Origin of the sequence: Streptomyces sp. NPDC059994, assembly GCF_042737755.1 — a bacterium.
In the GTDB taxonomy this organism is placed as follows: Bacteria; Actinomycetota; Actinomycetes; order Streptomycetales; family Streptomycetaceae; genus Streptomyces.
On record NZ_JBHWUR010000012.1, the window covers coordinates 92,628 to 118,932 of the forward strand.

At 71.4% G+C, this 26,305-nt stretch carries 25 protein-coding genes and 1 pseudogene; 17 read left to right on the plus strand and 9 right to left on the minus strand.

From position 1 onward, the window contains the following. Window positions 1–313: 313 nt before the first annotated feature. Entirely contained in the window at window positions 314–1,903 is a 1,590-nt protein-coding gene (gene serA / locus ACFWA7_RS09680; RefSeq protein WP_385536459.1) for a phosphoglycerate dehydrogenase, read from the plus strand. Between the two features lie 154 nt (window positions 1,904–2,057). Further along, window positions 2,058–2,654: a TetR/AcrR family transcriptional regulator gene (locus ACFWA7_RS09685; RefSeq protein WP_385822034.1), complete on the plus strand. Its 597-nt coding sequence runs from the start codon at window positions 2,058–2,060 to the stop codon at window positions 2,652–2,654. Between the two features lie 19 nt (window positions 2,655–2,673). Here ACFWA7_RS09685 and ACFWA7_RS09690 read toward each other — a convergent pair whose 3' ends face one another. Next, window positions 2,674–3,849: a PucR family transcriptional regulator gene (locus ACFWA7_RS09690; RefSeq protein WP_385822037.1), complete on the minus strand. Its 1,176-nt coding sequence runs from the start codon at window positions 3,847–3,849 to the stop codon at window positions 2,674–2,676. A 184-nt stretch (window positions 3,850–4,033) separates the two neighbouring features. On the opposite strand from ACFWA7_RS09690, the gene ACFWA7_RS09695 reads away from it, so the two are divergent. Both ACFWA7_RS09695 and pruA read left to right on the plus strand, forming a co-directional pair. Beyond that, entirely contained in the window at window positions 4,034–4,960 is a 927-nt protein-coding gene (locus tag ACFWA7_RS09695; protein ID WP_385544323.1) for a proline dehydrogenase family protein, read from the plus strand. Window positions 4,961–4,994: 34 nt separating this feature from the next. Further along, a complete protein-coding gene (gene pruA, locus ACFWA7_RS09700) occupies window positions 4,995–6,626 on the plus strand; it encodes an L-glutamate gamma-semialdehyde dehydrogenase (RefSeq protein WP_385544320.1) in 1,632 nt (543 codons plus the stop codon). Window positions 6,627–6,712: 86 nt separating this feature from the next. On the opposite strand, the gene ACFWA7_RS09705 is transcribed toward pruA, so the two are convergent. Continuing rightward, on the minus strand, window positions 6,713–7,579 hold the full coding sequence (locus ACFWA7_RS09705; protein ID WP_385544317.1) for an alpha/beta fold hydrolase: 867 nt from the start codon (window positions 7,577–7,579) through the stop codon (window positions 6,713–6,715). 111 nt (window positions 7,580–7,690) lie between these two features. Further along, the gene (locus tag ACFWA7_RS09710) at window positions 7,691–8,395 is read right to left on the minus strand and encodes a nitroreductase family protein (RefSeq protein WP_385822040.1); all 705 of its coding nucleotides are present in this window, start codon (window positions 8,393–8,395) and stop codon (window positions 7,691–7,693) included. 66 nt (window positions 8,396–8,461) lie between these two features. Between ACFWA7_RS09710 and ACFWA7_RS09715 the strand changes: the two genes are divergently transcribed. Next, on the plus strand, window positions 8,462–9,004 hold the full coding sequence (locus tag ACFWA7_RS09715) for a GNAT family N-acetyltransferase (protein ID WP_385544311.1): 543 nt from the start codon (window positions 8,462–8,464) through the stop codon (window positions 9,002–9,004). Window positions 9,005–9,067: 63 nt separating this feature from the next. Here ACFWA7_RS09715 and ACFWA7_RS09720 read toward each other — a convergent pair whose 3' ends face one another. Continuing rightward, the gene (locus ACFWA7_RS09720) at window positions 9,068–9,916 is read right to left on the minus strand and encodes an NAD-dependent epimerase/dehydratase family protein (RefSeq protein ID WP_385822042.1); all 849 of its coding nucleotides are present in this window, start codon (window positions 9,914–9,916) and stop codon (window positions 9,068–9,070) included. A gap of 123 nt (window positions 9,917–10,039) precedes the next feature. Between ACFWA7_RS09720 and ACFWA7_RS09725 the strand changes: the two genes are divergently transcribed. Beyond that, window positions 10,040–10,873: a helix-turn-helix transcriptional regulator gene (locus tag ACFWA7_RS09725; RefSeq protein WP_385544305.1), complete on the plus strand. Its 834-nt coding sequence runs from the start codon at window positions 10,040–10,042 to the stop codon at window positions 10,871–10,873. 81 nt (window positions 10,874–10,954) lie between these two features. On the opposite strand, the gene ACFWA7_RS09730 is transcribed toward ACFWA7_RS09725, so the two are convergent. From ACFWA7_RS09730 to ACFWA7_RS09745, 4 genes are all read right to left on the minus strand, one after another. After that, window positions 10,955–11,086, minus strand: coding sequence for a hypothetical protein (locus tag ACFWA7_RS09730; RefSeq protein WP_385822045.1), 132 nt, complete (start codon window positions 11,084–11,086; stop codon window positions 10,955–10,957). Further along, window positions 11,083–11,832, minus strand: coding sequence for a hypothetical protein (locus ACFWA7_RS09735; RefSeq protein WP_385822047.1), 750 nt, complete (start codon window positions 11,830–11,832; stop codon window positions 11,083–11,085). The genes ACFWA7_RS09730 and ACFWA7_RS09735 overlap by 4 nt, the downstream gene beginning before the upstream one ends. Next, on the minus strand, window positions 11,829–12,179 hold the full coding sequence (locus ACFWA7_RS09740) for a PadR family transcriptional regulator (RefSeq protein WP_385544296.1): 351 nt from the start codon (window positions 12,177–12,179) through the stop codon (window positions 11,829–11,831). The genes ACFWA7_RS09735 and ACFWA7_RS09740 overlap by 4 nt, the downstream gene beginning before the upstream one ends. Window positions 12,180–12,300: 121 nt before the next feature. After that, window positions 12,301–12,465 carry a hypothetical protein gene (locus ACFWA7_RS09745; protein ID WP_385822050.1) on the minus strand — a complete coding sequence of 55 codons (165 nt, stop codon included), beginning with the start codon at window positions 12,463–12,465 and terminating at the stop codon, window positions 12,301–12,303. A gap of 101 nt (window positions 12,466–12,566) precedes the next feature. Here ACFWA7_RS09745 and ACFWA7_RS09750 point away from each other — a divergent pair, with 101 nt between their 5' ends. The 3 genes and pseudogenes from ACFWA7_RS09750 to ACFWA7_RS09760 all read left to right on the plus strand — a co-directional run bounded on the left by ACFWA7_RS09750 (window position 12,567) and on the right by ACFWA7_RS09760 (window position 13,344). Beyond that, window positions 12,567–12,797, plus strand: coding sequence for a LysR family transcriptional regulator (locus ACFWA7_RS09750; protein ID WP_385822053.1), 231 nt, complete (start codon window positions 12,567–12,569; stop codon window positions 12,795–12,797). Next, a pseudogene (locus ACFWA7_RS09755) lies at window positions 12,698–12,982 on the plus strand (LysR substrate-binding domain-containing protein); the annotation flags it as partial. The gene ACFWA7_RS09750 and the pseudogene ACFWA7_RS09755, both read left to right, overlap by 100 nt. 221 nt (window positions 12,983–13,203) lie before the next feature. Continuing rightward, a complete protein-coding gene (locus ACFWA7_RS09760; RefSeq protein WP_385544293.1) occupies window positions 13,204–13,344 on the plus strand; it encodes a hypothetical protein in 141 nt (46 codons plus the stop codon). Window positions 13,345–13,467: 123 nt separating this feature from the next. On the opposite strand, the gene ACFWA7_RS09765 is transcribed toward ACFWA7_RS09760, so the two are convergent. Continuing rightward, on the minus strand, window positions 13,468–15,048 hold the full coding sequence (locus ACFWA7_RS09765; protein ID WP_385822055.1) for a purple acid phosphatase family protein: 1,581 nt from the start codon (window positions 15,046–15,048) through the stop codon (window positions 13,468–13,470). A 244-nt stretch (window positions 15,049–15,292) separates the two neighbouring features. Between ACFWA7_RS09765 and ACFWA7_RS09770 the strand changes: the two genes are divergently transcribed. The 8 genes from ACFWA7_RS09770 to cimA all read left to right on the plus strand — a co-directional run bounded on the left by ACFWA7_RS09770 (window position 15,293) and on the right by cimA (window position 25,900). After that, window positions 15,293–16,333, plus strand: a complete 1,041-nt coding sequence (locus ACFWA7_RS09770; protein ID WP_385544288.1) for a 3-isopropylmalate dehydrogenase — start codon at window positions 15,293–15,295, stop codon at window positions 16,331–16,333. 253 nt (window positions 16,334–16,586) lie between these two features. Beyond that, on the plus strand, window positions 16,587–17,672 hold the full coding sequence (locus tag ACFWA7_RS09775) for a branched-chain amino acid aminotransferase (RefSeq protein ID WP_385544285.1): 1,086 nt from the start codon (window positions 16,587–16,589) through the stop codon (window positions 17,670–17,672). Between the two features lie 716 nt (window positions 17,673–18,388). Continuing rightward, window positions 18,389–19,111 (plus strand): urease subunit gamma, encoded by a 723-nt coding sequence (gene ureA / locus ACFWA7_RS09780; protein WP_385822059.1) that lies wholly within the window; start codon window positions 18,389–18,391, stop codon window positions 19,109–19,111. Beyond that, window positions 19,108–20,841 carry an urease subunit alpha gene (locus ACFWA7_RS09785; RefSeq protein ID WP_385822062.1) on the plus strand — a complete coding sequence of 578 codons (1,734 nt, stop codon included), beginning with the start codon at window positions 19,108–19,110 and terminating at the stop codon, window positions 20,839–20,841. Before ureA ends, ACFWA7_RS09785 begins: the two co-directional genes overlap by 4 nt. 11 nt (window positions 20,842–20,852) lie before the next feature. Then, window positions 20,853–21,887: an agmatine/peptidylarginine deiminase gene (locus tag ACFWA7_RS09790; protein ID WP_385822065.1), complete on the plus strand. Its 1,035-nt coding sequence runs from the start codon at window positions 20,853–20,855 to the stop codon at window positions 21,885–21,887. A 32-nt stretch (window positions 21,888–21,919) separates the two neighbouring features. Then, the gene (locus tag ACFWA7_RS09795; protein ID WP_385544325.1) at window positions 21,920–22,543 is read left to right on the plus strand and encodes a TetR/AcrR family transcriptional regulator; all 624 of its coding nucleotides are present in this window, start codon (window positions 21,920–21,922) and stop codon (window positions 22,541–22,543) included. A 113-nt stretch (window positions 22,544–22,656) separates the two neighbouring features. After that, the gene (locus tag ACFWA7_RS09800; RefSeq protein WP_385822068.1) at window positions 22,657–23,994 is read left to right on the plus strand and encodes an MFS transporter; all 1,338 of its coding nucleotides are present in this window, start codon (window positions 22,657–22,659) and stop codon (window positions 23,992–23,994) included. Window positions 23,995–24,277: 283 nt separating this feature from the next. Beyond that, the gene (gene cimA / locus ACFWA7_RS09805) at window positions 24,278–25,900 is read left to right on the plus strand and encodes a citramalate synthase (RefSeq protein WP_385544271.1); all 1,623 of its coding nucleotides are present in this window, start codon (window positions 24,278–24,280) and stop codon (window positions 25,898–25,900) included. The last annotated feature ends 405 nt before the right edge of the window (window positions 25,901–26,305 follow it).

Sequence of the window (26,305 nt, forward strand, 5' to 3'; positions counted from 1 at the left end):
TCAAACACCCTCTTTCAAACCCGCGCATTGTGGGGGCCAACTATGTTGTGGGGGTGTCAACCGGTGCGGGCTAACCCCCCGGGCCCGCGGGGGCGGCAAACCGCCCCGGCCCCCGTCGCCGCCATGGACACCCAGTCCAACCCCATCGGGTGATCCTTCCTCCACGGCGGAGAACCCCGACTTGAGCACCACTACACTGCTGCTCAATACATCGCGTCAGGCCCACAGCGTCGTGCGTCTTCCACGCGGCCAGTACCCTCCACCGCCTGCGGCCGTCGGGACGGCCGTCCGCACTGGACTTGTGAGGACTCACGTGAGCTCGAAACCTGTCGTACTCATCGCTGAAGAGCTGTCGCCCGCCACCGTCGACGCCCTCGGTCCGGACTTCGAGATCCGGCACTGCAACGGAGCGGACCGCGCCGAACTGCTGCCCGCCATCGCCGACGCGGACGCGATCCTGATCCGCTCCGCGACGAAGGTCGACGCCGAGGCCGTCGCCGCCGCGAAGAAGCTGAGGGTCGTCGCCCGCGCGGGCGTCGGCCTCGACAACGTCGATGTCTCCGCCGCCACCAAGGCCGGCGTGATGGTCGTCAACGCGCCGACCTCCAACATCGTCACCGCCGCCGAGCTCGCCTGCGGTCTGCTGGTGGCCACCGCGCGCAACATCCCGCAGGCCAACACCGCGCTGAAGAACGGCGAGTGGAAGCGGAACAAGTACACCGGCGTCGAGCTGAGCGAGAAGACCCTCGGCGTCGTCGGCCTCGGCCGTATCGGTGTCCTGGTCGCCCAGCGCATGTCGGCCTTCGGCATGAAGATCGTCGCGTACGACCCCTATGTGCAGCCCGCGCGCGCCGCGCAGATGGGTGTCAAGCTCCTCACCCTCGACGAGCTGCTCCAGGTCGCGGACTTCATCACCGTGCACCTGCCGAAGACCCCGGAGACCCTCGGCCTCATCGGCGACGAGGCGCTCCACAAGGTCCAGCCGCACGTCCGGATCGTGAACGCGGCGCGCGGCGGCATCGTCGACGAGGCCGCGCTGTACTCGGCGCTCAAGGAGGGCCGCGTCGCGGGCGCGGGCCTCGACGTGTACGCGAAGGAGCCCTGCACGGACTCCCCGCTCTTCGAGCTCGACCAGGTCGTCTGCACCCCGCACCTGGGCGCCTCCACCGACGAGGCCCAGGAGAAGGCGGGCGTCGCGGTCGCCCGCTCGGTGCGCCTGGCCCTCGCCGGCGAGCTGGTGCCGGACGCGGTCAACGTCCAGGGCGGAGTCATCGCCGAGGACGTCAAGCCGGGTCTGCCGCTCGCGGAGCGCCTGGGCCGGATCTTCACCGCGCTCGCGGGCGAGGTGGCGGTCCGCCTCGACGTCGAGGTGTACGGCGAGATCACCCAGCACGATGTGAAGGTGCTCGAACTCAGCGCGCTCAAGGGCGTGTTCGAGGACGTCGTGGACGAGACCGTCAGCTATGTCAACGCCCCCCTGTTCGCGCAGGAGCGCGGCGTCGAGGTCCGCCTCACCACCAGCAGCGAGTCGCCGGACCACCGCAACGTGGTCACCGTGCGCGGCACGCTCTCGGGCGGCGAGGAGGTGGCGGTCTCCGGCACGCTGGCGGGCCCCAAGCACCTCCAGAAGATCGTGGCGATCGGTGAGTACGACGTGGACCTGGCGCTCGCCGACCACATGGTCGTCCTGCGCTACGAGGACCGCCCGGGCGTCGTCGGCACGGTCGGCCAGATCCTCGGCGAGGCCGGGCTGAACATCGCGGGTATGCAGGTCGCGCGCGCGGAGGAGGGCGGCGAGGCGCTCGCGGTCCTGACCGTGGACGACACCGTGCCGCAGCCGGTGCTCACCGAGCTCGCGGACGCGATCGGCGCGACGTCGGCCCGCTCCGTGAATCTGGTCTGAGACGGTTCCCGCGCCCCTGGACGGTCAGGGGCGCGGGCAACCGCGTGAGCGACCCAGCACGGTCCGCGGCCGAGAGACCGTCCTCGGTGACAGCGCACCCGCCCCGCCATACGTGCGTATTACACATACGTATAAAACCAGGTAGGCTCCCCGCATGGGACACCGTGAGGATCTGCTCGAAGGCGCCAAGCGCTGCCTGCTGGAGAAGGGCTTCGCGCGCACGACCGCGCGGGACATCGTCAAGGAGTCGGGGACGAATCTGGCGTCCATCGGCTACCACTACGGATCCAAGGACGCGCTGCTCGCGCAGGCCTACATCGCCCTGGTGGAAGGGGTTTCGGTCGCCTTCGAGGGCCCCTCGCAGGTGACGGCCACCGAGCCGGGCTCCCTGGAGCGCTTCCAGGAGGTCTGGTCGAACATCATCGCCACCATGGAGCAGCCCGGCTCGATGTGGCACCTCAGCATGGAGATCATCGTCATGGGCGACCAGCTGCCGGGGGTGCGCGACCATCTGGCGCAGGCCCAGCGCGAGGGCGCGCGCGGCATCATCCCCATGTTCATGGGGGGCGAGGAGGCCGAGGTCGGCGAGGACGACGTCGACACGCTCGGCAAGCTCTATATGACGATGATGATGGGGCTCATCGCCCAGTGGACCTTCGACCCGGGCACCGCGTCTAGCGCGGCCGAGCTGACCGAGGGAATGCGGCGGCTCATCGCGTCGGCCGGACCCCAGAAGCCGTCACAGGCCTGAGCGGCCCCGGGGGCGACCGTCACAGACGTGACGCCTTCAGTGCCATGTGCAGCAGCAGCCGGTCCTCGCCCTCGTCGAGGTCGAGGCCGGTGAGCTGCTCGACCCGGGAGAGCCGGTAGTAGAGGGTCTGGCGGTGGATGCCGAGCGCCGCCGCCGTACGGCCCGCCTGGCCCGCGCAGTCGAGGAACACCTCGGCGGTGCGGGCCAGTTCGGTGTGGGCCGGGGTGAGCAGGGCGCGGACCGCCACGTCGTGGGGCGCGTTGTCGGGGAGCGCGGTCAGCAGCCGGTACGGGCCGATCGCCGCCCACTGGGCGACCGGGCCGAGTCCCGGTTCGGCCAGGGCCGCCCGGGCCGCCGAGGCCGCCTCGTGCCAGGAGGCGGGCAGCTCGCCGAGGCCCCGGCGGGGCAGCGCGACCCCGGCGGCGGCGCCCGGCCCCGCCGTGGCGCGCAGCCGCTCGGCGGCGGTCAGCGCGGGCGCGAGCGCGTCGGGCGAGCGGAGCCGGACGAGCGCGCCGAGCACCTGGGCGCGCGGGGCGTCCGAGGGCTCGTCGGCCCCCTCCTCGCTGTGCGCGCCCCACGGCACCGCGCACAGCGCCGCCGTCCCCGGAACGGTCCGTACGGACGGCGTCTCCTGGGGCCAGGGACTGACGCAGACCACCGCGTGCAGGCCGTCCGCGTCCGGGCCCAGGGCCGCGCGCAGGGCCGCCGTCGCCATGTCGCGCCGCCAGCCCCGCCCGGCGGTCAGGGCCGCCCGGAACTCCCGGGAGAGATCGGTGCCCGCCTGGGCCTCGTCCGCCAGCAGGCCGCCGATGCGGGTGGCCACCTCCATCGCGGCGGCGAGGCGGTCCTCGGCCGGGCCCGGGTCGGCGTCCAGGAGCCACACGTAACCGAGCACCACGCCACGGTGGCGGACCGGCAGGCAGATCCGGGCGCGCAGGACGCCCGCCTCGGGGGCGGCCGGGATGCGGACCGGGCCGGTCGCGCGGGTGATGCCGAACCCCTCGAACCAGGCGCGGACCGCCGGGGTGGAGCGGCGGGTGAGGATCGAGCGGGTGCGCACCGGGTCCATGGCCGAGTCGTCCTCGGAGTCGTGCGCGCCGAAGGCGATCAGCCCGAAGTCCCGGTCCTCCAGGGTCGCGGGGGCGCCGAGCAGCGCCGAGATCTCATCGACCAGGTCCTGGTAGTCGCCCTTCACACAAGCCATTCTCGCGCATACCGGCGCCGCCTTCAGACATATGTCTGAGATGCGGGGCACGGATGCGTGACAGGTGTCGATGGCAGAGGATCGGAAGGATCCTTAGGTTTCACGGTGGTTCTCCGTGCCGTACCCGGATCGTCGGGTTTCGGCCTCCTGCTACCCCTTTCCATGGAGGTGCCCCGTGCTGGGTCCCGTGATCCTCGCCGCGTCGCGCAGCGACAAGATGCGCCGCTTCATCTCGGCCGCACCCGGCACCAAGCAGGTCGTCGACCGGTTCATCGCCGGGGAGACGGTCGAGCAGGTCGTGCCGATCGTCAAGGACGCCGCGGGCCGGGGCCTGGAGGTCACCCTGGACGTGGTGGGCGAGGACATCACCACCGTGGAGCAGTCGTACGCCGCGCGCGACGCCTACCTCCAGCTCATCGAGCGCCTCAAGGACCTGGACCTGGGCACCCGCGCCGAGATGTCGGTGAAGCTCTCCATGTTCGGCCAGTCGCTGGAAGGCGGCCACGAGCTGGCCCTCGCCAACGTCCGCCCGGTCGTCGAGGCCGCCGCGGCCATCGGCACCACGGTCACCCTGGACGCCGAGGACCACACCACCCTCGACTCGATGTTCGCCATCCACGAGGAGCTGCGGAAGGACTTCCCGCAGACCGGCTGCGTCATCCAGGCGTACCTCTTCCGCACCGAGGACGACGCCCGCCGCCTGTCCGCCGCCGGCAGCCGCGTCCGGATCGTGAAGGGCGCCTACAAGGAGCCCGCCTCGGTCGCCTACCAGGACAAGGGCGAGATCGACAAGGCGTACGTCCGCATCCTGAAGATCCTGATGGACGGCGAGGGCTACCCGATGATCGGGTCGCACGACCCGCGTCTGATAGCCATCACCCAGGAGCTCGCGCGGCGCGCCGGGCGCAAACTGGACGAGTACGAGTTCCAGATGCTGTACGGCATCCGCAGCGACGAGCACGTGCGGCTCGCGGCCGAGGGCCACCGGATGCGCGTCTACACGGCGTACGGCACCGACTGGTACGGCTACTTCATGCGCCGCCTGGCGGAGAAGCCCGCCAACCTGCTCTTCTTCGCCCGCTCCATCCTCACCAAGGGCTGAGCCCACCACCCCTCATCAAGGAGTTCAGAGACTCATGGACGCTGTAACCCAGGTCCCCACTCCCGTCAACGAGCCGGTGCACGGCTACGCCCCCGGTTCCCCGGAGCGCGCGCGCCTGGAGGCCAAGCTCAAGGAGCTGGCCGAGAACCCGATCGAGCTGCCGATGACCATCGGCGGCGAGAAGCGGATGGGCGGCGGCGAGCGCTTCGACGTCGTGCAGCCGCACAACCACAAGGCCGTCATCGGCACGTTCGCCAACGCCACGACGCAGGACGCGCAGGACGCGGTGGACGCCGCGCTCGCCGCCGCCCCGGCGTGGCGTGCGATGTCGTTCGACGACCGCGCCGCGATCATCCTGCGCGCGGCGGAGCTGCTGGCCGGCCCGTGGCGCGAGACGCTGGCCGCGTCCACGATGCTCGGCCAGTCGAAGACCGCCCAGCAGGCCGAGATCGACACCCCCTGCGAGCTCGTCGACTTCTGGCGCTTCAACGTCCACTACGCCCGCAACCTGCTCGCCGAGCAGCCCCCGGCGAACTCCCCGGGCGTGTGGAACCGTATGGACCACCGTCCGCTGGAAGGTTTCGTCTACGCGATCACGCCGTTCAACTTCACGGCCATCGCGGGCAACCTGCCGACCGCCCCGGCCCTGATGGGCAACGTGGTCGTGTGGAAGCCGTCCCCGACGCAGACCCACGCCGCCGTGCTGCTGATGCAGCTCCTGGAGGAGGCCGGTCTGCCCAAGGGCGTCATCAACCTGGTCACCGGTGACGGCCTGGCCGTCTCGGAGATCGCGCTGAACCACCGCGACCTGGCGGGCATCCACTTCACGGGTTCCACCAAGACCTTCCAGCACCTGTGGAAGACGGTCGGCACCAACATCGAGAAGTACCGCACCTACCCGCGCCTGGTCGGCGAGACCGGCGGCAAGGACTTCGTCGTCGCGCACCCCAGCGCCGACCGCGCCGTCCTGAAGACGGCCCTGACCCGTGGCTCCTTCGAGTACCAGGGCCAGAAGTGCTCCGCGTCCTCGCGTGCGTACGTCCCGGCGTCGATCTGGAACGACGGCTTCAAGGAGGAGTTCGCGGCCGAGGTCGACGGCATCACCATGGGTGACGTCACCGATCTGTCGAACTTCATCGGCGCCGTCATCGACGAGCGCTCCTTCGCCAAGAACAAGGCCGCGATCGACCGCGCGAAGGCCGACGCCTCCTGCACGATCGTCGCCGGCGGCACCTACGACGACTCGGTCGGCTACTTCGTCCGCCCGACCGTCATCGAGTGCTCGGACCCGGCCAACGAGGTCTTCACGACCGAGTACTTCGGCCCGATCCTGGCGATCCACGTCTACGACGACGCCGAGTACGACGCGATGCTGGAGCAGATGGAGTCGGTCTCCGACTACGCCCTGACCGGCGCCGTCATCTCCAACGACCGCGCGGCGGCCGCGTATACGATGGACAAGCTCCGCTACGCGGCGGGCAACTTCTACATCAACGACAAGTCGACCGGCGCCGTCGTCGGCCAGCAGCCCTTCGGCGGCGGCCGCGCCTCGGGCACCAACGACAAGGCGGGCGCCCCCCAGAACCTGATGCGCTGGACGCTGACCCGCGCCATCAAGGAGACCCTGGTCCCGCCGACCGACTACACGTACCCCCACATGGGCTGACGCGCAGTCACCTCTGAACCCCGCCCCCGTCCTTGGTCCCCCAACCGAGGACGGGGGCGGTTTCCAATTCCCGGCTCCCGGGCCCCTCACAGCTTCCGTACGAGGAAGTCGTCGATCAGTGACGCGATCTGGTCCGCGTGCGTCTCCAGGGCGAAGTGGCCGGTGGGCAGGAGGTGGATCTCCGCCTCGGGCAGGTCGCGCGCGAAGGCGAGGGCTCCGGCCGGGACGAAGATCTCGTCGTGGGCGCCCCAGGTGGCCAGGAGCGGCACCCCGCTGGTGCGGAAGTACTCCTGGAAGGCCGGGTAGAGGTCGAAGTTGGAGCCGTAGTCGGCCATCAGGTCGAGCTGGATGGCGTCCTGGCCCTCGCGCGCCATCAGGGCCGCGTCGTAGTGGTACGCGTCCGGGCTGACCAGCGACGGGTCCGGGAGGCCGTGCAGGTACTGCCACTTGATGCCCTCCAGGGAGCGGATCTCCCGTACGGGCGCCTCGGTCTCGGGTGTGCGCCCGGCGATCAGGGCGAGCGGCGCGTCCCAGGCCTCGCCCAGGCCCTCGGTGTACGCGTTGCCGTTCTGGGTGACGATCGCCGTGATGCGCTCGGGGTGCGCGAGGGCGAGCCGCAGCCCGATGGGGGCGCCGTAGTCCTGGATGTAGAGCGCGAACCGGGTGAGGCCGAGCTGCTCGGTGAACTCCTGTGTCAGGGCGGCAAGGTTGGCGAAGGTGTACGCGAACTCGCCGGCCGGCGGCGCCGAGGAGTAACCGAAGCCGAGGTGGTCCGGGGCGATCACGTGGTAGCGCGCGGCCAGCCGGGGGATCAGGTCGCGGAACATGTGGGAGCTGGTGGGGAAGCCGTGCAGGAGCAGCAGAGTCGGGGCGTCGGGCGACCCCGCCTCCCGGTAGAAGATCTCCTGGCCGCCGACGGCCGCCGTCCGGTAGTGGATCTGCTCCGCACTCATGCCTAACCCCTCATGTCCGCTTGACTGGTTGTGTTGGTGCGTGAGCAGTCAACCACGGGTCGCACTAACCAGTCAAGTGCATTAGAGAGGTTAGGGATTGAGGGCGAGGGGTCAGAACTCCACCAGCACCTGCTCCAGTGACTTCCGTACGAGATCGGGGACTTCGCAGCCCTCGGCCGGATAGCCGACCGGGATCACCGCGAACGCCTTCTCGTTCACGGGGCGGCAGAGCACCTCGCGCAGGAACCGCATCGGGCTCGGTGTGTGGACGAGGGCGGCCAGACCGCTCTGGTGGAGGGCGCTCAGGAGCATCCCGACCGCGATCCCCACCGACTCGTCCACGTAGTAGTGCTTGTGCTTGGTGCCGTCCTCGGCCAGCCAGTACCGCTGCTGGAAGACCACGATCAGGGCCGGGGCGTCGGTCAGGTGGCTCTTCACGGCGTCCGTGCCCAGCGGGCGCAGCGCCGCCAGCCACTCCTCGCCGAGGCGCCCGCCGTAGGAGACGCGCTCCTCGTGCTCGGCCGCCTCCCGTATCCGCCGCCGCACCTCCGGGTCGCGTACGAGCACGAAGGTCCAGGGCTGCTGGTGCGCGCCCGAGGGAGCCGTCGCCGCACAGGCGACGGCGTCCCGGACCGCCTGCTCAGGGACCGGGTCGGGGGAGAACTGCCGTACCGTACGGCGCCGGCGCATGGTGTCGCGCAGCGCCGCCGCCCGCTCCAGGGACTCGGCGGCGGGCATCCGGGCGGGATGGTAGGGGACCGGGCGGTAGGGCTCCCCGTGGGCCGGGGTCCACTGCTGCTGTGCCGACGGTGACATGAAAGCGAGTCTGGAGCAGTCGCGCCCGGCGCGGAAGGACGCGAAGCGGCCTGCCACAGTGGGCGCATGACTGAGTCTCAGCACACCGCGCACACCTCGCAGCTCGGCCCGGACGGCCTGCCGAGAATCCGCGAACTGCTCGACACCGCCTTCGGCGGGGACTTCAGCGACGAGGACTGGGACCACGGGCTCGGCGGGGTCCACTCGTTCCTGGACGACGAGAAGGGGATCGCCGCGCACGGCAGCGTGATCATGCGCCGGGTGCTGCACGGCGGCCGGTCCTACCGCGTCGGCTACGTCGAGGCCGTCGCCGTGCGCGAGGACCGGCGCCGCCAGGGGCTCGGCGGGCGGGTGATGGCCGCCCTGGAGCATGTGATCGACCAGGCGTACGAGTTCGGCGCGCTGTCCGCCTCCGACGAGGGCGCCGCGCTCTACCGGGCGCGCGGCTGGCAGGTCTGGCCCGGGCGGATCGAGGTGCTGAGCCCGGACGGGGTGGTGCGCCTCGCCGAGGAGGAGGGCACCACCTACCTCCGCCCGGCCGGGGGCGGTCCGCTGCCCGACCCCGCGCAGCCGCTGGTCTTCGACTGGCGCGACGGCGACGTCCTGTAACGCCGTTACAGATCTGCCGTTACAGACCCGCCGTTACAGACCCGCCGTTACAGGGCTACCGGACTACAGGACGCCCGCGTCCCGTGCCGTCCACACCGACGGGTACAGCGGGCGGAAGCCCAGCTCGTCCCGGATCCGCAGGGTCGACACGATCGTGTAGAACGGGTCCGGGTCGGTGCGCTGCGCCAGCTCCGGCGGCACCTCGACCCCGTTGAGCTGGTGCAGCTCGACCGCCGTCACCGGGCTGTCGTCCGCGATGTTGTACTTGCGGCCCGCCACCCCCGGCGCGTACAGCAGCCGCATCAGGCCCTGCGCCACGTCCGCGTGGTGCACCATCGGCAGCCGCTGGTGCGCGGCCCACTGGCCCGCCCAGTACACCGACTGCTCCAGGTGCGGGTCGCCCTCGCCGTAGACGAAGGCGAGCGCGCCCACGCGCACGTCCAGACCGTGCTCGCGGTGGAGGGCGAACAGGCCCTCCTCGGCGGCCGCCTTGGACTCCGCGTACGTCCCCCACAGCGGGCCGCCGGGCAGCGGCTCGTCGTCCTCGGTCAGTGGCCGCCCGCGCCCCAGGCCGTACGCCAGGTTCGACGACACCTGCACGAACCGGCTCACCCCGGCCTCCAGCGCCGCCCGGCCCAGCGCGAGCGCCGCGTCGAGGTTGACCGCGCGGTTCTCCTCGTCCGTCACATCGCGGTACGCCACCGCGAGGTTCACCACCGCGTCCACCCCGGCCAGCGCCTTGGCCACGGACTCCCCGTTCCGTACGTCGCCGGCCATCACCTCATGGGCGCCGAGGGCGGCACCGCGCGCCTCGTCGCGCACCAGGACCCGCACCACGTCGGCCCGCTGGACCAGCCTCGGCACGAACCTGCGGCCGACCTGGCCCGTCGCCCCCGTCACCAGAATCCGCATCATCCGCTCCTCTCGGTTGCCTGGCCCAAGCCTGGCGCCAAGTGGCCGACGGCGGGAGGGACGTCCCCATCCAGGGAGCGGGACTCCCTGGATACCCGCCGTGGTCACCGTCATGCTGAGCGCGTGGACAGAGAAGAACTCGCGGACTTCCTGCGGCACTGCCGGGCCCGTCTCGAACCGTCGGACGTCGGCCTCGCGGCCGGGCCCCGGCGGCGGACGGCCGGGCTGCGCAGGGAAGAGGTCGCCCAGCTCACCGGGATGTCGGCGGACTACTACACCCGGCTGGAGCAGGCCCGCGGCTCGCGCCCGTCCCGGCAGATGCTGACCGCGCTGGCGCGGGCGCTGAGGCTCAGCCGGGACGGGCGCGATCACCTCTTCCACCTCGCCGGCGAGGAGCCCCCGCGCGAGCGGCACGGCTCGGTCCATGTGCGCCCCGGCCTGATGCTGATCCTCGACCGGCTGCACGACGCGCCCGCGCAGGTGATGAGCGACTGGGGCGAGGTGCTCGCCCAGAACGCGATGGCTGCCGCCCTGGTCGGCGAGTCCGCACCCGGCCGGAACATCATCCGCGGCTACTTCACCGAGGCGTCGCTGCGCCGCCTCTTCCCGCCCGAGGACCAGGCCGGGCACGCGCGCAGCCACGTCGCCCAGCTGCGGGCGGTGCTCGCGGCCCGCCCGGACGACCCGGAGCCGGCGGCGCTGGTGGCCGAACTGCGCGCGGTGAGCGAGGAGTTCTCGGCGCTCTGGGACGAGCACGAGGTGGAGACGCGGCACGCCAAGGTGAAGCGGTTCGTCCACCCGGTGGTCGGCCTCCTGGAGCTGGACTGCGAGGTGCTGCTGAGCTCCGGCGAGGGCCAGTTCCTGGTGGTGCACTCGGCCCGCCCGGGCACGGAGGCCCACCATCGCCTGGAACTGCTGCGGGTGGTGGGCCTCCAGGACCTGACGGTCGGCCGGTGACGGACGACACCTGTCAGGTATCGGATATCAGCCGCTGACCGACGCCGAGCCGGTCTCGATGTGGCCGGTGCAGCGCCACGATCACGTCGGGTCGACGACCGCCGTGATCGCGTAGTCGTACCGGCCGTTCTGGTACGCCACCGCGTTGAAGTGGCCCCCGGTCGAGCCGCCCGCCGGGCTCGACGCGCACACTGTGCCCGCCCTGCCGCTCACGCGTCCTCGACGCCCTGCGCGACCTCCCGCTTGATCCGCTGCCAGCCGAGGGCCAGGCCCACCGGGGCGGCGACCGCCGCGCCGATCAGCGCCGGGTAGATCACCGGCTCGCCCCCGTAGTGGATCGCGGCGACGGTCACCGTCCCCGAGACGACCGCCGCGGCCGCCATCTGCTTGAGTTTTCCCCAGTAGGTCTTGCTGATGAAGACCTGCTTGGCGGGCGGCGCCACCAGCTCGTCGAGCCCGGCCGCGGGCCCGGCACTCGCGGCCTTGGGGCGCTTGAAGTACATGAAGAACATCCAGTGCCCGCAAGGCTCCCAGCCGTCGGGGGCGAGCCCGGCGGTGACCGACTCGCGCTCGGCCGTGTTGTTCGCGCTCTCGCGCCGGTACTCCCACCGCATCGCCGCCGCCGGGTCGCGGCGGCAGACGAACCGGCCGAGCCGGTCCAGGCCCTCGACCTCCCAGCCCTGGTCGCCGTAGTGGTTGAGGTGCTTGCGGTCGGTGTAGATGTCGGCGGTCCACTTCCAGGTCTCCGCCTCCGCGCCCGGCTCCTCGGCCGCCCGGCCCCCCGTCAGCCGGGCCGCGAAGTCCTGCGGCGCGCCGAACTCCTCGTACGGGTCGGCGGATCCGGACTCCGCCAGATAGCCGGTGAGCTCGGCGACGGTCGCCGCCACCTCGCTCCGCGGCATCCCTGAGGCGCGCAGCTTCCCGGCGAGATCCCCGAAGTAGTCGTTCTGCTCGCTCATGACGCTCGTCCCCCTGGTGTCGCGCTGGTCAGCATGGTCTGTACGGAGGTGTGGAACTCCAGCCAGGACGCGCCCTGTTCGGCGAGCGCCCGGTGTCCCTCCTCGGTGAGCCGGTAGTACCGGCGGCCCGGCCCGCGCTCGGCGGCGCGGAACTCCCCGACGGCGAGCCCGGCCTCTTCGAGCCGGTTCAGGACGGGGTAGAGCGTCCCGCCCTTGATCTCTCCGAGCCCGGCCGCGGCCAGGGTCTTGGAGATCTCGTACCCGTAGCTCTCGCCCCCGGTGAGGCAGGTGAGGACAAGGAGGTCGAGGACGCCTTTGAGCCAACTGGATCTGCGGTCTGCGGCCATGCGTGTATTCCAGCACTAGCTAGGTAGGAATGCAAACTAGGTGGCGATGCTTGGATAGGTTGCAGTGCCGACAAGGTGGGCCGGAGAGGTGCTGGGGGGCGTGGCCACTCGCCCGCCCGGATCAGCATCTTCCCCGTGTTGCCGCCCCGCGGCATGCCGATGAACGGACGAGGGCGGTGCCGGGCGCGGGCTCGGGGACGGGTCCCCGCACGAGGGTGAAGTCGTCGGGGGAGGGCAGGCCCTGGGGGCGGGCGGTCTGGTGCGCGGTGAACGAGGTCGTCGTCATGCGCAAGACGCTAGGAAGGAATGCGCGGGCCGGGCAGGGGGTTGCGTCGATGGAACCGCCCGATCCATCAATTTTGCTCATACGTCCAGGTGGGAGCCCTGATGTCGAGCGACCTCGCCCCGCGTGAACTATGTGTGCTCGCCGCCGTCGAGCAGAAGCGCAGCTTCTCCGGGGCCGCCGTGGCGCTCGGGATGACCCAGTCGGCCGTGTCGCACTCGGTGCGTTCCAGCGGAACTGCTCCTCGTCCACCCGGGAGTGGTGGGCCGAGCAGGACTGGATCCCGGCGGCCACGGTGCAGGCCGAGGACGACGGAGCAGTGCTCTCGATGGTGAGCAGTGGTTTCGGTATGGCGATCATGCCGGAGCTGTCGCTGATCGGAGCACCGCACACGGTCGAGATCACTGATCTCGGTTCGGAGCGCCCGACGCGGTCCGTGGGCTATGTGACCACGCCCGAGCTGGCCGGGACGGTCGCGGTCCGTGCCCTCATCCGGGAGCTGCGCGCGCCGCGCCGCTGAAGCCGCCGTCTCAGATGGGCCGTCTCAGATAGTAGGAAGTCCGAGTAATCGTGGAGACAGAAGCGGAGTCCTCCCTTAGCTTTGTAGAAGCCGAACGTCTCGCTAGATCCAGCGAATGGCGGTCGCGAGCGCGGTGCCCCTTGGCAGGCAACCCCTGCGGCAGCGCTCCCCGCCCCTTCCGGCGCCTCGATATCTCCGTGATCTCAAGGAGTCGATCCCTCATGTCCGAGACGACGACCGTCCGCCGTGTCCGCCACGCTTCCCGTACGAGTGATGCCGACCGCAAGAACGCCGCGGCCGCGCTCCAGCGCGCGCTTGACCGCCGTGACAATGGTGGGGCCACCGGCCACGTGACCGGGTAGATCGGCGCGCTTCCGGGTGCGGGCCCGCTGCGGCTGGTCGCGCCCACGCGGCGGAGCCGCCCCATGTCACAGCCCCGCGCCCCTTGGTGGTCCGGGGCACGGGGGTCGCCCGGCTTCGGGCTCCTACTTGCCGCGCTTGATCTCGAAGTGGTCGACTCTCGCGCCCGACTCGGCCAGGGCCGTCACCGTCATGCGGGCGTGGCGGCCCGCCTCCACCTCCACCGCGAGGAACGAGTAGCCGGTGAAGCGCACCCGGGACCACTCCACGGTCTCGGTCGCCTTCTCGCGGCCCTTCACCCAGTGGTAGCTCGCGACGCTCTCCTGGTCCTTGACGTGGCCCTCGTAGCTGTCGGGGGCCGGGAAGTCGTAGAGCCCGCGGCCCGCGCCGCCGGCCGTGACGTACACGATGCCGTCCCGCGTCGGGTCGGTGCGCTCGCCGATCGGGACCTTGCGGCCCACCGCGTTGCGCAGGATCGCGTCGGTGCGCTCGTACACGTGGTTGTGGCCGTTGATGACCAGGTCCACCTGGTGCTTCTCGAAGAGCGGTACCCAGGCCTCGCGCACCCCGCCCTCGGAGGCGTGCGCGTTGGTGGTCGAGAAGGCGCAGTGGTGGAAGAAGACCACGATGAAGTCGACGTGGCGGTCGGCGCGCAGCTCGGCAAGACGCTTGTCGAGCCACCGCGTCTGCCTGCCGCCGCTGATCCCGTAGTTGGCGGGGATCTCGTACGAGACGTCGTTGGCGTCCAGCGCGACCACGCCCACGTTGCCGTGCACGAACGAGTACACGCCAGGCTGGTTGACCGGGTCCGGGCCGTTGTCCGGCAGCGACCAGCGGGCGTTCTGGCCGCCGTAGCCGTCCGGCGAGTACCAGGCCTCCATGTCGTGGTTGCCGGTGGTCACCATCCACGGCACGGTCTTGGCGACCGACTCCGTCTGGGCCAGGAACTGGTCCCAGGTGCGGGCGTCGTAGCTGTCGCCCGACGTGCCCGAGCCGGACGGGTCGGCGTAGCAGATGTCGCCCGCGTGCAGATGGAACGCCGGGTTCTGACCCAGGATCAGCTGGTCGTTGCCGAGTGCGTGGTAGCTGACGCCCTGGTCGCCGAAGGCGGTGAAGGTGAACGGCTCGGCGCGCTCGGGCGCGGTGGTGAAGGTGCCGAGCGTGCCCAGGTTGCGCGGGTCGGCCGGGTCGAAGCCGTCGTGGCCGACGCCGTAGTAGTACGTGGTGCCCGGCCGCAGCCGCTCCAGGCCCGCGTGCACGTAGTACTGCTCGGCCGCGGCGATCTTGCCGCCGTTCAGGACGGGCGTGGTGAGGTGGCGCACCTCGGCACCGATCCGGTGGCTGAGCGCCCACGGCTTGAGCCCGATCCGGATGTACGGCCGCCGCACCGCGAAGGGGACCTGCCAGGAGACCGTCATCTGGGTCCTTGCGTCCGCGCCGTACGCGAGGTGCCGCCCGAACGGGGCCACCAGAGAACCGTCGACCTCGGTGCCCGGGCCCCGCGAGATGAGCACGGTCGGTGCGGCGTGGGCGGGCGACGACGTGGCGAGTCCGGTGCCCGCCCCGGCACCGGCGATCGCGGCGGTCGCCACGGAAGTACGCAGCACACCGCGCCGCGTCAGCCGCGTACGCAGGTACTCGTGCTGCTCGGCCATGCTCATACGGCCGGCGAGCTTCTCGGGAATGCCGAAACGAGGGATGTCCATGGCCGGAAACGTCCTCTCCTGAGACGACGCGAATCTCACCGCTGGGTGAACGGGGCGCGTACAGCTCCTCATGCAACTCCCCGGAATCCCCCCGCACATCACCCCTGGCAGCCATTCGGCGGCAGCCCGGAGGGACTAGGAGCATGGCCCGCCCGTGCGCCCCGCCCGGCCGGGGCGGGAAACCGTGCTGTCCGTATGGTGGACTCGACATGTCAACGCATGGGACGCGGAGTACGGTGCATTCATGTCTCGCAGCATCGATCTCGCAGTGATCCCCGGTGACGGCATCGGCCAGGAAGTGGTGGCCCAGGGCCTCAAGGTCCTCAATGCCGTCCTTCCAGCGGACGTGAAGCTGGAGACCAAGGAGTACGACCTCGGCGCCCGGCGCTGGCACCGCACCGGCGAAACCCTGCCGGACGCGGAGCTCGAAGCGCTCAGGACCCACGACGCGATCCTGCTCGGCGCCATCGGCGACCCGAGCGTCCCGTCCGGCGTCCTGGAGCGCGGTCTGCTGCTGAAGCTGCGCTTCGCCTTCGACCACTTCATCAACCTGCGCCCGTCGAAGCTGTTCCCCAACACCGCGACCCCGCTGGCCGGCCGCCCCGACATCGACTTCGTGGTGGTCCGCGAGGGCACCGAGGGCCCCTACACGGGCAACGGCGGCTCGCTGCGCACCGGCACCCCGGCCGAGGTCGCCACCGAGGTCAGCGTGAACACGGCGTACGGCGTGGAGCGCGTGGTGCGCGACGCGTTCGCCCGCGCCCAGGCGCGGCCGCGCAAGAAGCTGACCCTTGTCCACAAGAACAACGTGCTGGTCTTCGCCGGCCACCTGTGGAAGAACATCTTCGACACGGTGGCGAAGGAGTACCCGGACGTCACCACCGACTATCTGCACGTCGACGCCGCGACGATCTTCTTCGTCACCCAGCCCGAGCGGTTCGACGTGATCGTCACCGACAACCTCTTCGGCGACATCCTCACCGACCTCGCCGCGGCCGTCACCGGCGGCATCGGCCTGGCCGCGTCCGGCAACATCAACCCGACCGGCGCGTTCCCCTCGATGTTCGAGCCGGTCCACGGCTCCGCGCCGGACATCGCGGGCCAGGGCAAGGCCGACCCGACCGCCACGGTCCTCTCCGTCGCCCTGCTCCTGCGCCACCTCGGTTACGAGACCGAGGCGGCCCGGATCGAGGACGCCGTCCAGGCCGACCTGGCCGCACGGGACGGCTCCGCCCGTACCACCGACGAGATCGGCGACGCGCTCGCCGTACGCGTATCGGGCTGACCCGAGCGCTCTTCCTCAGACAAGCCGCCGGGTCGCACCAGAACCCGGCGGCTTTTCCTGTACGGCCCCGGGGTGCCACCATCAGTCCCTGGGCCGCAATCACAGCGTTTCTGCCATGGTCCCGCACGAGCGATAATCGAACGTGGGACCGCGGCATGCGGAAAAGCTCGGACGTCCTGGCTGAAGCTCCTGGCGGAAGCGAAGACGGCGTGAGCGCGGTCCGACCCACACAACCGGTGAAGGACACGCAACCATGACGACGCCCACGATCGAGCTCAAGCCCTCCGCGAACCCGCTGTCCGACGCGGAGCGTGACGCGATCCTGGAAAGCCCCGGATTCGGCCGCCACTTCACCGACCACATGGTGACGGTCAAGTGGACCGAGGGCCGCGGGTGGCACGACGCGGAGCTCACTCCGTACGCGCCGCTGTCGATGGACCCGGCGAACATGACGCTGCACTACGCGCAGACGATCTTCGAGGGTCTGAAGGCCTACCGTCAGCCCGACGGCACGGTGGCGACCTTCCGCCCCGAGGCCAACGCGGAGCGCTTCCGCTCCTCGGCCCGCCGTATGGCGATGCCCGAGGTGCCGACCGACCTGTTCATCGCCGCCTGCGACGCGCTGATCCAGCAGGACAAGGGCTGGGTCCCCTCCTCCGGCGAGGCCTCCCTGTACCTGCGCCCGTTCATGATCGCGAGCGAGGTCGGCCTTGGTGTTCGCCCCGCCAACGAATACCTCTTCATCGTCATCGCGTCCCCCGCCGGGGCCTACTTCCCCGGTGGCGTGAAGCCGGTCTCGGTCTGGCTCTCCGAGGAGTACGTGCGCGCGGTCAAGGGCGGTACGGGCGCGGCCAAGACCGGCGGCAACTACGCCGCGTCCCTGGTCGCCCAGGCCGAGGCGGCCGAGCACGGCTGCGACCAGGTGGTCTGGCTGGACGCGGTGGAGCACCGGTGGATCGAGGAGATGGGCGGGATGAACCTGTACTTCGTGTACGGGGACCGCATCGTGACCCCCGAGCTGACGGGCTCGCTGCTGCCGGGCATCACCCGTGACTCCCTTCTGAAGATCGCCCGGGACCTCGGCTACACGGCGGAGGAGGGGCGGATCTCCACGGAGGACTGGAAGCGGGACAACGAGGCGGGGACGCTGACCGAGGTGTTCGCGTGCGGCACGGCTGCGGTGATCACGCCGGTGGGGTCGGTGAAGTCCGCTCGGGCGAACTGGACGCAGGGGGATGGGGAGCCGGGGTCTGTGACGATGCGCCTGCGCAAGGCGCTCCTCGACCTCCAGACGGGCCGGACGCCGGATACGCATGGCTGGATGCACCCTCTGGGCTGACCCCGGTTTTTGCCCCACCCCGCCCCTTCACCTAGACCCTCCGGGGGTGGGTGGGTGGGGGGCCGGGGTGGGTGGGTTTACCGGGGGGGGGGGGGGGCCCCCCCCCCCCCGGGGGGGGGGGGGGGGGGGGGGGCCGGGGTGGGTGGGTTTACCCGGGGGCTGCGCCCCCGGACCCCCGTTGCGGGGCCTGCGGCCCCTGCACCCCGCTCACAGGGACTCCTCCCCCGATACCCCCGCCGGGGTTGCGCCCCTGCCCCCACTTCGGGGCTCCGCCCCCGATACCCCCGCCGGGGTTGCGGCCCCCGCCCCCACTTCGGGACTCTGTCCCCGATACCCTCGCCGGGCCTGCGGCCCCTGCACCCCGCTCACAGGGACTCCTCCCCCGATACCCCCGCCGGGGCTCCGCCCCCGCCCCACTCGGGACTCTCTCCCCGATATCCCCGCCGGGGCTCCGCCCCCGCCCCCACTTCGGGACTCCGCCCCCGAGTCGACTCCGCGCTCGTCTGTCGGCATGGGCTGCCCCTGACCTTCGGGTGGATGGGCTGCGCCTCGATGGCTCAATGACCGGCTCAGTGACTCCATGGCTGGAATTCGGTGTCCTACTGTTTGAGTGACGTTCAATGTGCGGCATCGTGACGCAGTCAGCAACTCCATGAATCCATGACAGACCACGGCGCGTGTGGTTAGAGTGGTGTTCTAACGGGAGGTGTGGTGGCGTGCGACTGACCCCCACGGAACGCGACCGGCTGCTGCTCTTCGGCGCCGCCGAGCTCGCGCGGGCCCGCCGGGCCCGAGGGCTGAGGCTGAATGTCCCCGAGGCGACCGCGCTGATCGCGGACACCGTCTGCGAGGCGGCCAGGGACGGGCGCAGGCTCGCCGAGGCGATCGAGGCGGCCCGCGCGGTGCTCGGCCCCGACGACGTCCTGCCGGGCGTCGCGGACGTGGTCACCGAGGTGCACGTCGAGGCCGTCTTCGACGACGGTTCGCGGCTCGCCGTGGTCCCGGCGCCCATCCGGGGCGCCGCCGGGCTCGGCGAGGACGCGCCCGGCGCCGTGCTGTTCGGGCCCGACGGCCCCGGGGCGGAGCCCGCCGTCCGGCTCACCGTGCGCAACACGGCGGCCGTCCCGATCAGCGTGACCTCGCACTTCCACTTCTTCGAGGCCAACCCGCGCCTCGACTTCGACCGGGCCGCCGCGTACGGGATGCGCCTGTGCGTCCCCGCCGGGTCCTCGGTCCGGTTCGACCCGGGCGGCGAGGGCGAGGTCGGGCTCGTGCCGATCGGCGGCGCCCGGATCGCCATCGGCTTCGCCGGGCTCGTCGACGGGCCCCTCGACGCGCCCGGCGCCAAGGAGGAGGCCCTGCGCAGGGCCGCCGCCTGCGGCTATCTGGGCACGGGCGCCGCCCCCGGACCCGCCCACCCGGAAGGGAGCACCGCATGAGCAAGCAGACCCGGCACAGCGACCACCGCGCGCCCGGCAGCAGGCACATCGACCGGCAGGAGTACGCGGCCGTCTTCGGGCCCCGTGCGGGCGACCGGATCCGGCTCGGCGACTCGGGCCTGACCGTCCGCGTCGAGTCGGACGCCCAGCGGCCCGGCGACGAGTTCCTCGCCGGGTTCGGCAAGACCGCCCGCGACGGGCTGCACCTGAAGGCCGCCGCCGTCCGCGACACCTGTGACATCGTGATCAGCAACGTCGTGGTGATCGACGCCGTGCAGGGCATCCGCAAGGTGTCCATCGGCATCCGCGAGGGCCGTATCCACGCCATCGGGCGGGCCGGGAACCCGGACACCCTCGACGGTGTGGACGTCGTCGTCGGCACCGGGACCAGCATCGTCTCCGGCGAGGGGCTCATCGCCACCGCCGGCGCCGTGGACACCCACGTCCATCTGCTGTCGCCGCGCATCATGGAGGCGTCGCTCGCCTCCGGCGTCACCACGATCATCGGCCAGGAGTTCGGCCCGGTGTGGGGCGTCGGCGTCAACTCGCCCTGGGCGCTGCGCAACGCCTTCGCCGCCTTCGACGCCTGGCCCGTCAACATCGGCTTCCTGGGCCGGGGTTCGTCCTCCGACGGCGCCCCGCTGGTGGAGGCGCTCGCCGAGGGCGGCGCGTGCGGGTTCAAGGTGCACGAGGACATGGGCGCGCACACCCGCGCCCTGGACACGGCGCTGCGCGTCGCCGAGGAGCACGACGTACAGGTGGCGCTGCACAGCGACGGCCTGAACGAGTGCCTGTCCGTCGAGGACACCCTGCGCGTCCTCGACGGCCGTACGGTCCACGCCTTCCACATCGAGGGCTGCGGCGGCGGCCACGTCCCCAACGTCCTGAAGATGGCGGGCGTGCCCAACGTCATCGGCTCGTCCACCAACCCGACCCTGCCGTTCGGCCGGGACGCGGTGGCCGAGCACTACGGGATGATCGTCTCCGTACACGGCCTCAAGCCGGACCTGCCCGGCGACGCCGCCATGGCGCGCGACCGCATCCGGGCCGGGACGATGGGAGCCGAGGACGTACTGCACGACCTGGGCGCGATCGGTATCACCTCGTCCGACGCCCAGGGCATGGGCCGCGCGGGCGAGACCGTACGGCGCACCTTCGCCATGGCCGGGAAGATGAAGGCCGAGCTCGGGCCCCTGGAGGGCGACGGGGACGGCGACGACAACGCGCGCGTACTGCGCTACATCGCCAAGCTGACCATCAACCCGGCCCTCGCCCACGGCCTGGCGCACGAGATCGGCTCCATCGAGGTCGGCAAGATGGCCGACATCGTGCTGTGGCGGCCCGCCTACTTCGGCGCCAAGCCGCAGCTGGTGCTCAAGTCCGGCTTCCCCGCCTGGGGCGTCACGGGCGATCCGAACGCGGCCACCGAGACCTGCGAACCGCTGGTCCTCGGCCCGCTCTTCGGCGCCCACGGCGCGACCCCCGCCGAGCTCTCCGTCGCCTTCGTGGCCCGCGCGGCCCTCGACCAGGGAAGCGATCTGATGCCCACCCGCCGGCGCCGGGTCGCCGTGCGCGGCACCCGGGGCATCGGCCCCGCCGACCTGGTGTCCAACTCCCGCACCGGAGCCGTGGACGTGGACGGCCGCACCGGTCTGGTCACCCTCGACGGCGACCCGCTGCGCTCCGAACCCGCCGACTCCGTCTCCCTCAACCGCCTCTACTTCCTGTAAGGACCCGCCTGATGTCCGCTTCCGCCGACGGCTTCCGCATGCCCCCCGAGTGGGCCCCGCACGAACGCACCTGGATGGCGTGGCCCGGCCCCAACGTCACCTTCCCCAACGAGGCGGAGCTCGCCGGATCCCGGGCCGCCTGGGCGTCCGTCGCCCGAGCCGTGCGCCGCTTCGAGCCGGTCACCGTCGTCTGCGGCCCCGGCCAGAGCGCGGCGGCGGCCGCCCTGCTCGGCCCGGACATCGACCTCGTGGAGTGCGAGCTCGACGACGCCTGGATGCGCGACATCGGCCCCACCTTCCTGACCGACGGCACCGAACTCGCCGCGGTGGACTGGACGTTCAACGGCTGGGGCGCCCAGGACTGGGCCCGCTGGGAGCACGACGCCAAGATCGGCGCGTACGTCTCGGACCTGGCCGGGGCGCGTACGTACACCTCGCGCCTGGTCAACGAGGGCGGGGCGGTCCACGTCGACGGCGAGGGCACGGTCCTGCTCACCGAGTCCGTGCAGCTCGGGCCCGAGCGCAACCCCGGCTGGACCCGTGAGCAGGTCGAGGCGGAGGTCCACGGGATGCTCGGCACCCGCAAGGCGATCTGGCTGCCGCGCGGCCTGACCGCCGACTATCCCCCGCACGGCTACGGCACGCTGGGCCACGTCGACATCGTCGCCGCGTTCGCCCGCCCCGGAGTGGTCGTCGCCCACACCCAGCCCGACCCGGCCCACCCCGACCACGAGGTGTGCGGGGAGAACGTGGCGCTGCTGCGGAGCCAGACCGACGCCCGGGGCCGCGGCATCGAGGTCGTGGAGATCCCCGCCCCGACCGTCCTCACCGACGACCACGGCTGGGTCGACTACTCCTACATCAACCACTACCTCTGCAACGGCGGCGTCGTCCTGTGCGGCTTCGACGACCCGAGGGACGAGAACGCGGCGGGCATCTTCCGCCGTCTCTTCCCCGAGCGGACCGTGACCCTCGTCGACGCACGTACGATCTTCGCGGGGGGCGGTGGCATCCACTGCATCACCCAGCAGCAGCCCAGGGTGTGATGCGCCGGGGTGTGATCCAGGAGGACGAGGACATGGCCGGTCCGGCCCGCGCGCGCAAGAACGCGCCGCCGCGCGAGGAGGTGCTGGCCGCCGCCATGGCCACGATCGCGGACCGCGGTCTGGACGGTCTGACCATGGCCGGGCTCGGCCGCGAGGTCGGCATGTCCAGCGGCCACCTCCTCTACTACTTCCGCAGCAAGGACGAACTGCTCCTTGAGACCCTGGAGTGGAGCGAGGGCCGGCTCGGCGGCGAGCGCCGGGCCCTCCTCTCCCGGCCGGGCACGGTCCGCGAACGCCTCGACGCCTACGTCGACCTGTACGTGCCGGACGGCCCCCGCGATCCGCACTGGATCCTGTGGCTGGAGGTCTGGAACCGCTCGCAGAGCGCTGCCACCGACGCTGTCGCCCGCGCCCGCCAGGCCGCCATCGAGGGGGCCTGGCACCGCGACCTGGTCGCGATCATCGCCGAGGGCGTCTCGCGCGGCGAGTTCCGCCCGGTCGACGCCGACCGCTTCGCGGCCCGGCTTCGGGCGCTGCTCGACGGTTTCAGCGTGCATGTGGCGGTCGGCATACCCGGCACGGGACGGCCCCAAGTCCTCGTCCACGTACGGGAGTTCGTGGACGAGTCGCTCGCGCGGCCGTCGGCGGACGGCTGACGGACCGTTGACCGGGCGCCGACCGGGGTCTGAACACAACGAACGCAAGTACGCCTGATCGTTGCGTCCGCAACCCTTGTCGGCCGCATCGGCCTGGGCCACCGTGATCGTCCATGGGACGAGAGCAGTGGAAGAAGATCTGGGTCGGCTCGGCAGGGAACATGGTCGAGTGGTTCGACTGGTTCGTGTACGCCACCTTCGCGGTGTACTTCGCGGACGCGTTCTTCCCGAAGGGGAACGAGACCGCCAACCTCATGAACACGATGGGGATCTTCGCCGTCGGCTTCTTCATGCGGCCGGTGGGCGGCTGGCTGCTGGGCCGCATCGGCGACCGGCGCGGCCGCAAGGCGGCGCTGACCCTGACCGTCACCCTGATGTCCGCCTCGGCGATCCTGATCGCGGTGGCGCCGACGTACGGGGTGGCCGGGTACGGGGGAGTGGCGGTCCTGCTGGTCGCCCGGCTCCTGCAAGGCCTTTCGGTGGGCGGCGAGTACGCGGCGAGCGCCACCTATCTGACCGAGGCGTCCGACCCCCGCCGCCGGGGCTTCGCCTCCAGCTTCCAGTACGTGTCGATGACCGCGGGCCAGCTCGTCGGGCTCGGCCTCCTGATCATCCTGCAGCGCACGATGTCCGAGGACGCGCTGCACAGCTGGGGCTGGCGGATCCCCTTCATCGTGGGCGCGCTCGGCGCGGCGGTCGTCTTCTACCTCCGGCGCAACATGCTGGAGACCGAGGTGTACGAGGAGTCCGGCGCGGCGCGGGACGAGGACCGGGGCACGCTGAAGGCCCTGTGGCGCCACCGCAGGGAGGCGTTCCTGGTCATGGCCCTGACGATGGGCGGCACGGTCGCGTACTACACGTACACCACATATCTGACGAAGTTCCTCTCCAAGAGCGCGGGCATGCCGAAGCCGACGGCGTCGCTGGTGTCGTTCTGCGCCCTGTTCGTGTTCATGTGCCTTCAGCCGCTGGCGGGCATGCTCTCCGACCGGATCGGCCGCCGTCCGCTGCTGATCACGTTCGCGGTCGGCTCGACGTTCCTGACCGTGCCGATCATGACGATGCTCAAGCACGCGGGCACGTTCTGGCCGGCCTTCGGCCTGGCGCTGCTCGCCCTGGTGGTGGTGACCGGCTACACCTCCATCAACGCGTGCGTGAAGGCGGAGCTGTTCCCGACCGGCATCCGCGCCCTGGGGGTGGCCCTCCCGTACGCCATCGCCAACGCCCTGTTCGGCGGTACGGCGGAATACGTGGCGCTCTGGTTCAAGAAGGCGGGCATGGAGTCCGGCTTCTACTGGTACGTGGCGGGCTGCGCGGCGGTGTCGCTGGTGGTGTACCTGACGATGAGGGAGACGCGCACGATCGACCTGAACCGCGTCGGCCCGGTTCCTCCCAGTGGCGGGCAGCCGTCGCGGACGGCGGGACTGGCGGACGGGGTGCCCGCATCCTGAGACCACGCCACGCCCGCCGCGCGGCATATGGCAGACTGCGGACCGTGCTCGCTTTCATGATGATTATGGACAGCAGCGCGCCGGTCCGCAGTGACCGCTGAACCCGCGGCAAACCCCCGCGGCAGCGGACATCGTGCCCCAGACCCGCGCGCAGACCCTTCGCACCCGCGAGGGGTTTTTTCGTTTCCCGGCCCACCACGGCCGGACCCGAGCCGCACGCGACGACGGGGGCAAGTGGAGCCAGAGAATCCGGAGCCACTCACCCGACAGGAGTCACCCCAGCATGACGGCCAACGAGGCACCTGAAGAGAGCCATCGCGTCGACGACACGTTCCACGTCTTCGACACCACGCTGCGCGACGGCGCCCAGCGCGAGGGCATCAACCTCACCGTCGCGGACAAGCTGACGATCGCCCGGCACCTGGACGACTTCGGGGTGGGGTTCATCGAGGGCGGCTGGCCCGGCGCCAACCCCCGCGACACGGAGTTCTTCGCCCGCGCCAAGCAGGAGATCGACTTCAAGAACGCCCAGCTGGTGGCGTTCGGGGCCACCCGCCGCCCGGGTGGCAGCGCGGCCACGGACCCGCAGGTCAAGGCGCTGCTCGCGTCCGGTGCGCCGGTGATCACGCTGGTCGCCAAGTCCCACGACCGCCATGTAGAGCTCGCCCTGCGCACCACGCTGGACGAGAACCTGGAGATGGTCCGGGACACGGTGTCCTACCTGCGGGAACAGGGCCGCCGGGTCTTCGTCGACTGCGAGCACTTCTTCGACGGGTACCGGGCCAACCCCGAGTACGCCAAGTCGGTCGTCCGGGCCGCGAGCGACTCCGGCGCCGATGTCGTCATCCTCTGCGACACCAACGGCGGAATGCTGCCCGCCCAGATCCAGGCCGTGGTCGCCACCGTCCTCGCCGACACCGGCACCCGGCTCGGCATCCACGCCCAGGACGACACGGGCTGCGCGGTCGCCAACACGCTGGCGGCCGTGGACGCGGGCGCGACGCACGTGCAGTGCACGGCCAACGGGTACGGCGAGCGGGTCGGCAACGCGAACCTGTTCCCGGTAGTCGCGGCCCTGGAGCTCAAGTACGGCAAGAAGGTGCTGCCGGAGGGCGCGCTGCCCGAGATGACGCGCATCTCGCACGCGATCGCGGAGGTCGTGAACCTCACGCCCTCGACGCACCAGCCGTACGTAGGGGTCTCCGCCTTCGCCCACAAGGCGGGCCTGCACGCCTCGGCGATCAAGGTCGACCCGGACCTCTACCAGCACATCGACCCCGGCCTCGTCGGCAACCGCATCCGCATGCTCGTCTCCGACATGGCCGGCCGCGCCTCCATCGAGCTCAAGGGCAAGGAACTCGGCGTCGAACTCGGCGGCGACCGCGAGCTGGTCGGCCGGGTCGTCGCCCGGGTCAAGGAGCGCGAGCTCAAGGGCTACACGTACGAGGCGGCGGACGCCTCCTTTGAGCTCCTCCTGCGCGCCGAGGCCGAGGGCCGGGCCCGCAAGTACTTCCGCGTCGAGTCCTGGCGCGCCATCGTCGAGGACCGCCCCGACGGCACCCACGCCAACGAGGCGACGGTGAAGCTGTGGGCCAAGGGCGAGCGGATCGTGGCGACGGCGGAGGGCAACGGCCCCGTCAACGCGCTCGACCGGGCCCTGCGGGTCGGCCTGGAACGCATCTACCCCCAGCTGGCCAAGCTGGAACTCGTCGACTACAAGGTCCGCATCCTGGAGGGCCGCCACGGCTCGGACTCCACGACGCGGGTCCTGATCACGACGACGGACGGGGCGGGGGAGTGGGCCACGGTCGGAGTCGCGACGAACATCATCGGGGCGTCTTGGGGGGCGCTGGAGGATGCGTATACGTATGGGCTGCTCAGGGCTGGGGTGGAGCCGACGGAGTAACCCGGCCGGGCATTTCCCCCACCCCGCCCGTTCCCTGCTGTGACATCGCGCGGCTCCGGCGCGTGGCCCTCCGGCGGGCGGCCGGGTGGGGTTTGAGGCGTGCTTGCTGGGAGCTGCGCCCCCAGACCCCGTAACGGGGGCTTCGCCCCGGGACCCCTTGTTCGTCTGCGGGCCGGTGGGGGCTGGTCGCGCAGTTCCCCGCGCCCCTCAGGGGCGGGGGGCCGACGGGTTCGCCCCTGGCCGGGACGCCTTGTTCGTCTGCGGGCCGGTGGGGGCTGGCCGCGCAGTTCCCCGCGCCCCTCAGGGGCGGGGGCCGGTGGGTCCGCCCCTGGCCCCGTCTCCCTAGGGGCGCGGGGAACTGCGCGACCAGCCCCCACCGGCCCGCAGACGAACAAGGGGTCCCGG

Excerpts from the sequence above, each read along its gene's own strand:
- ACFWA7_RS09710 (WP_385822040.1), bottom strand. The coding sequence starts at position 8,395 with ATGTCACCGTCGGCACAGCAGCAGTGGACCCCGGCCCACGGGGAGCCC.
- ACFWA7_RS09795 (WP_385544325.1), top strand. The coding sequence starts at position 21,920 with ATGGCCGGTCCGGCCCGCGCGCGCAAGAACGCGCCGCCGCGCGAGGAG.
- ACFWA7_RS09705 (WP_385544317.1), bottom strand. The coding sequence starts at position 7,579 with ATGAGTGCGGAGCAGATCCACTACCGGACGGCGGCCGTCGGCGGCCAG.
- ACFWA7_RS09785 (WP_385822062.1), top strand. The coding sequence starts at position 19,108 with ATGAGCAAGCAGACCCGGCACAGCGACCACCGCGCGCCCGGCAGCAGG.
- ACFWA7_RS09715 (WP_385544311.1), top strand. The coding sequence starts at position 8,462 with ATGACTGAGTCTCAGCACACCGCGCACACCTCGCAGCTCGGCCCGGAC.
- ACFWA7_RS09720 (WP_385822042.1), bottom strand. The coding sequence starts at position 9,916 with ATGCGGATTCTGGTGACGGGGGCGACGGGCCAGGTCGGCCGCAGGTTC.
- ACFWA7_RS09760 (WP_385544293.1), top strand. The coding sequence starts at position 13,204 with ATGTCCGAGACGACGACCGTCCGCCGTGTCCGCCACGCTTCCCGTACG.
- ACFWA7_RS09740 (WP_385544296.1), bottom strand. The coding sequence starts at position 12,179 with ATGGCCGCAGACCGCAGATCCAGTTGGCTCAAAGGCGTCCTCGACCTC.
- ACFWA7_RS09735 (WP_385822047.1), bottom strand. The coding sequence starts at position 11,832 with ATGAGCGAGCAGAACGACTACTTCGGGGATCTCGCCGGGAAGCTGCGC.
- cimA (WP_385544271.1), top strand. The coding sequence starts at position 24,278 with ATGACGGCCAACGAGGCACCTGAAGAGAGCCATCGCGTCGACGACACG.
- ACFWA7_RS09745 (WP_385822050.1), bottom strand. The coding sequence starts at position 12,465 with ATGACGACGACCTCGTTCACCGCGCACCAGACCGCCCGCCCCCAGGGC.
- ACFWA7_RS09775 (WP_385544285.1), top strand. The coding sequence starts at position 16,587 with ATGACGACGCCCACGATCGAGCTCAAGCCCTCCGCGAACCCGCTGTCC.
- ACFWA7_RS09685 (WP_385822034.1), top strand. The coding sequence starts at position 2,058 with ATGGGACACCGTGAGGATCTGCTCGAAGGCGCCAAGCGCTGCCTGCTG.
- ACFWA7_RS09790 (WP_385822065.1), top strand. The coding sequence starts at position 20,853 with ATGTCCGCTTCCGCCGACGGCTTCCGCATGCCCCCCGAGTGGGCCCCG.
- ACFWA7_RS09800 (WP_385822068.1), top strand. The coding sequence starts at position 22,657 with ATGGGACGAGAGCAGTGGAAGAAGATCTGGGTCGGCTCGGCAGGGAAC.
- ACFWA7_RS09765 (WP_385822055.1), bottom strand. The coding sequence starts at position 15,048 with ATGGACATCCCTCGTTTCGGCATTCCCGAGAAGCTCGCCGGCCGTATG.
- pruA (WP_385544320.1), top strand. The coding sequence starts at position 4,995 with ATGGACGCTGTAACCCAGGTCCCCACTCCCGTCAACGAGCCGGTGCAC.
- ACFWA7_RS09750 (WP_385822053.1), top strand. The coding sequence starts at position 12,567 with ATGTCGAGCGACCTCGCCCCGCGTGAACTATGTGTGCTCGCCGCCGTC.
- ACFWA7_RS09770 (WP_385544288.1), top strand. The coding sequence starts at position 15,293 with ATGTCTCGCAGCATCGATCTCGCAGTGATCCCCGGTGACGGCATCGGC.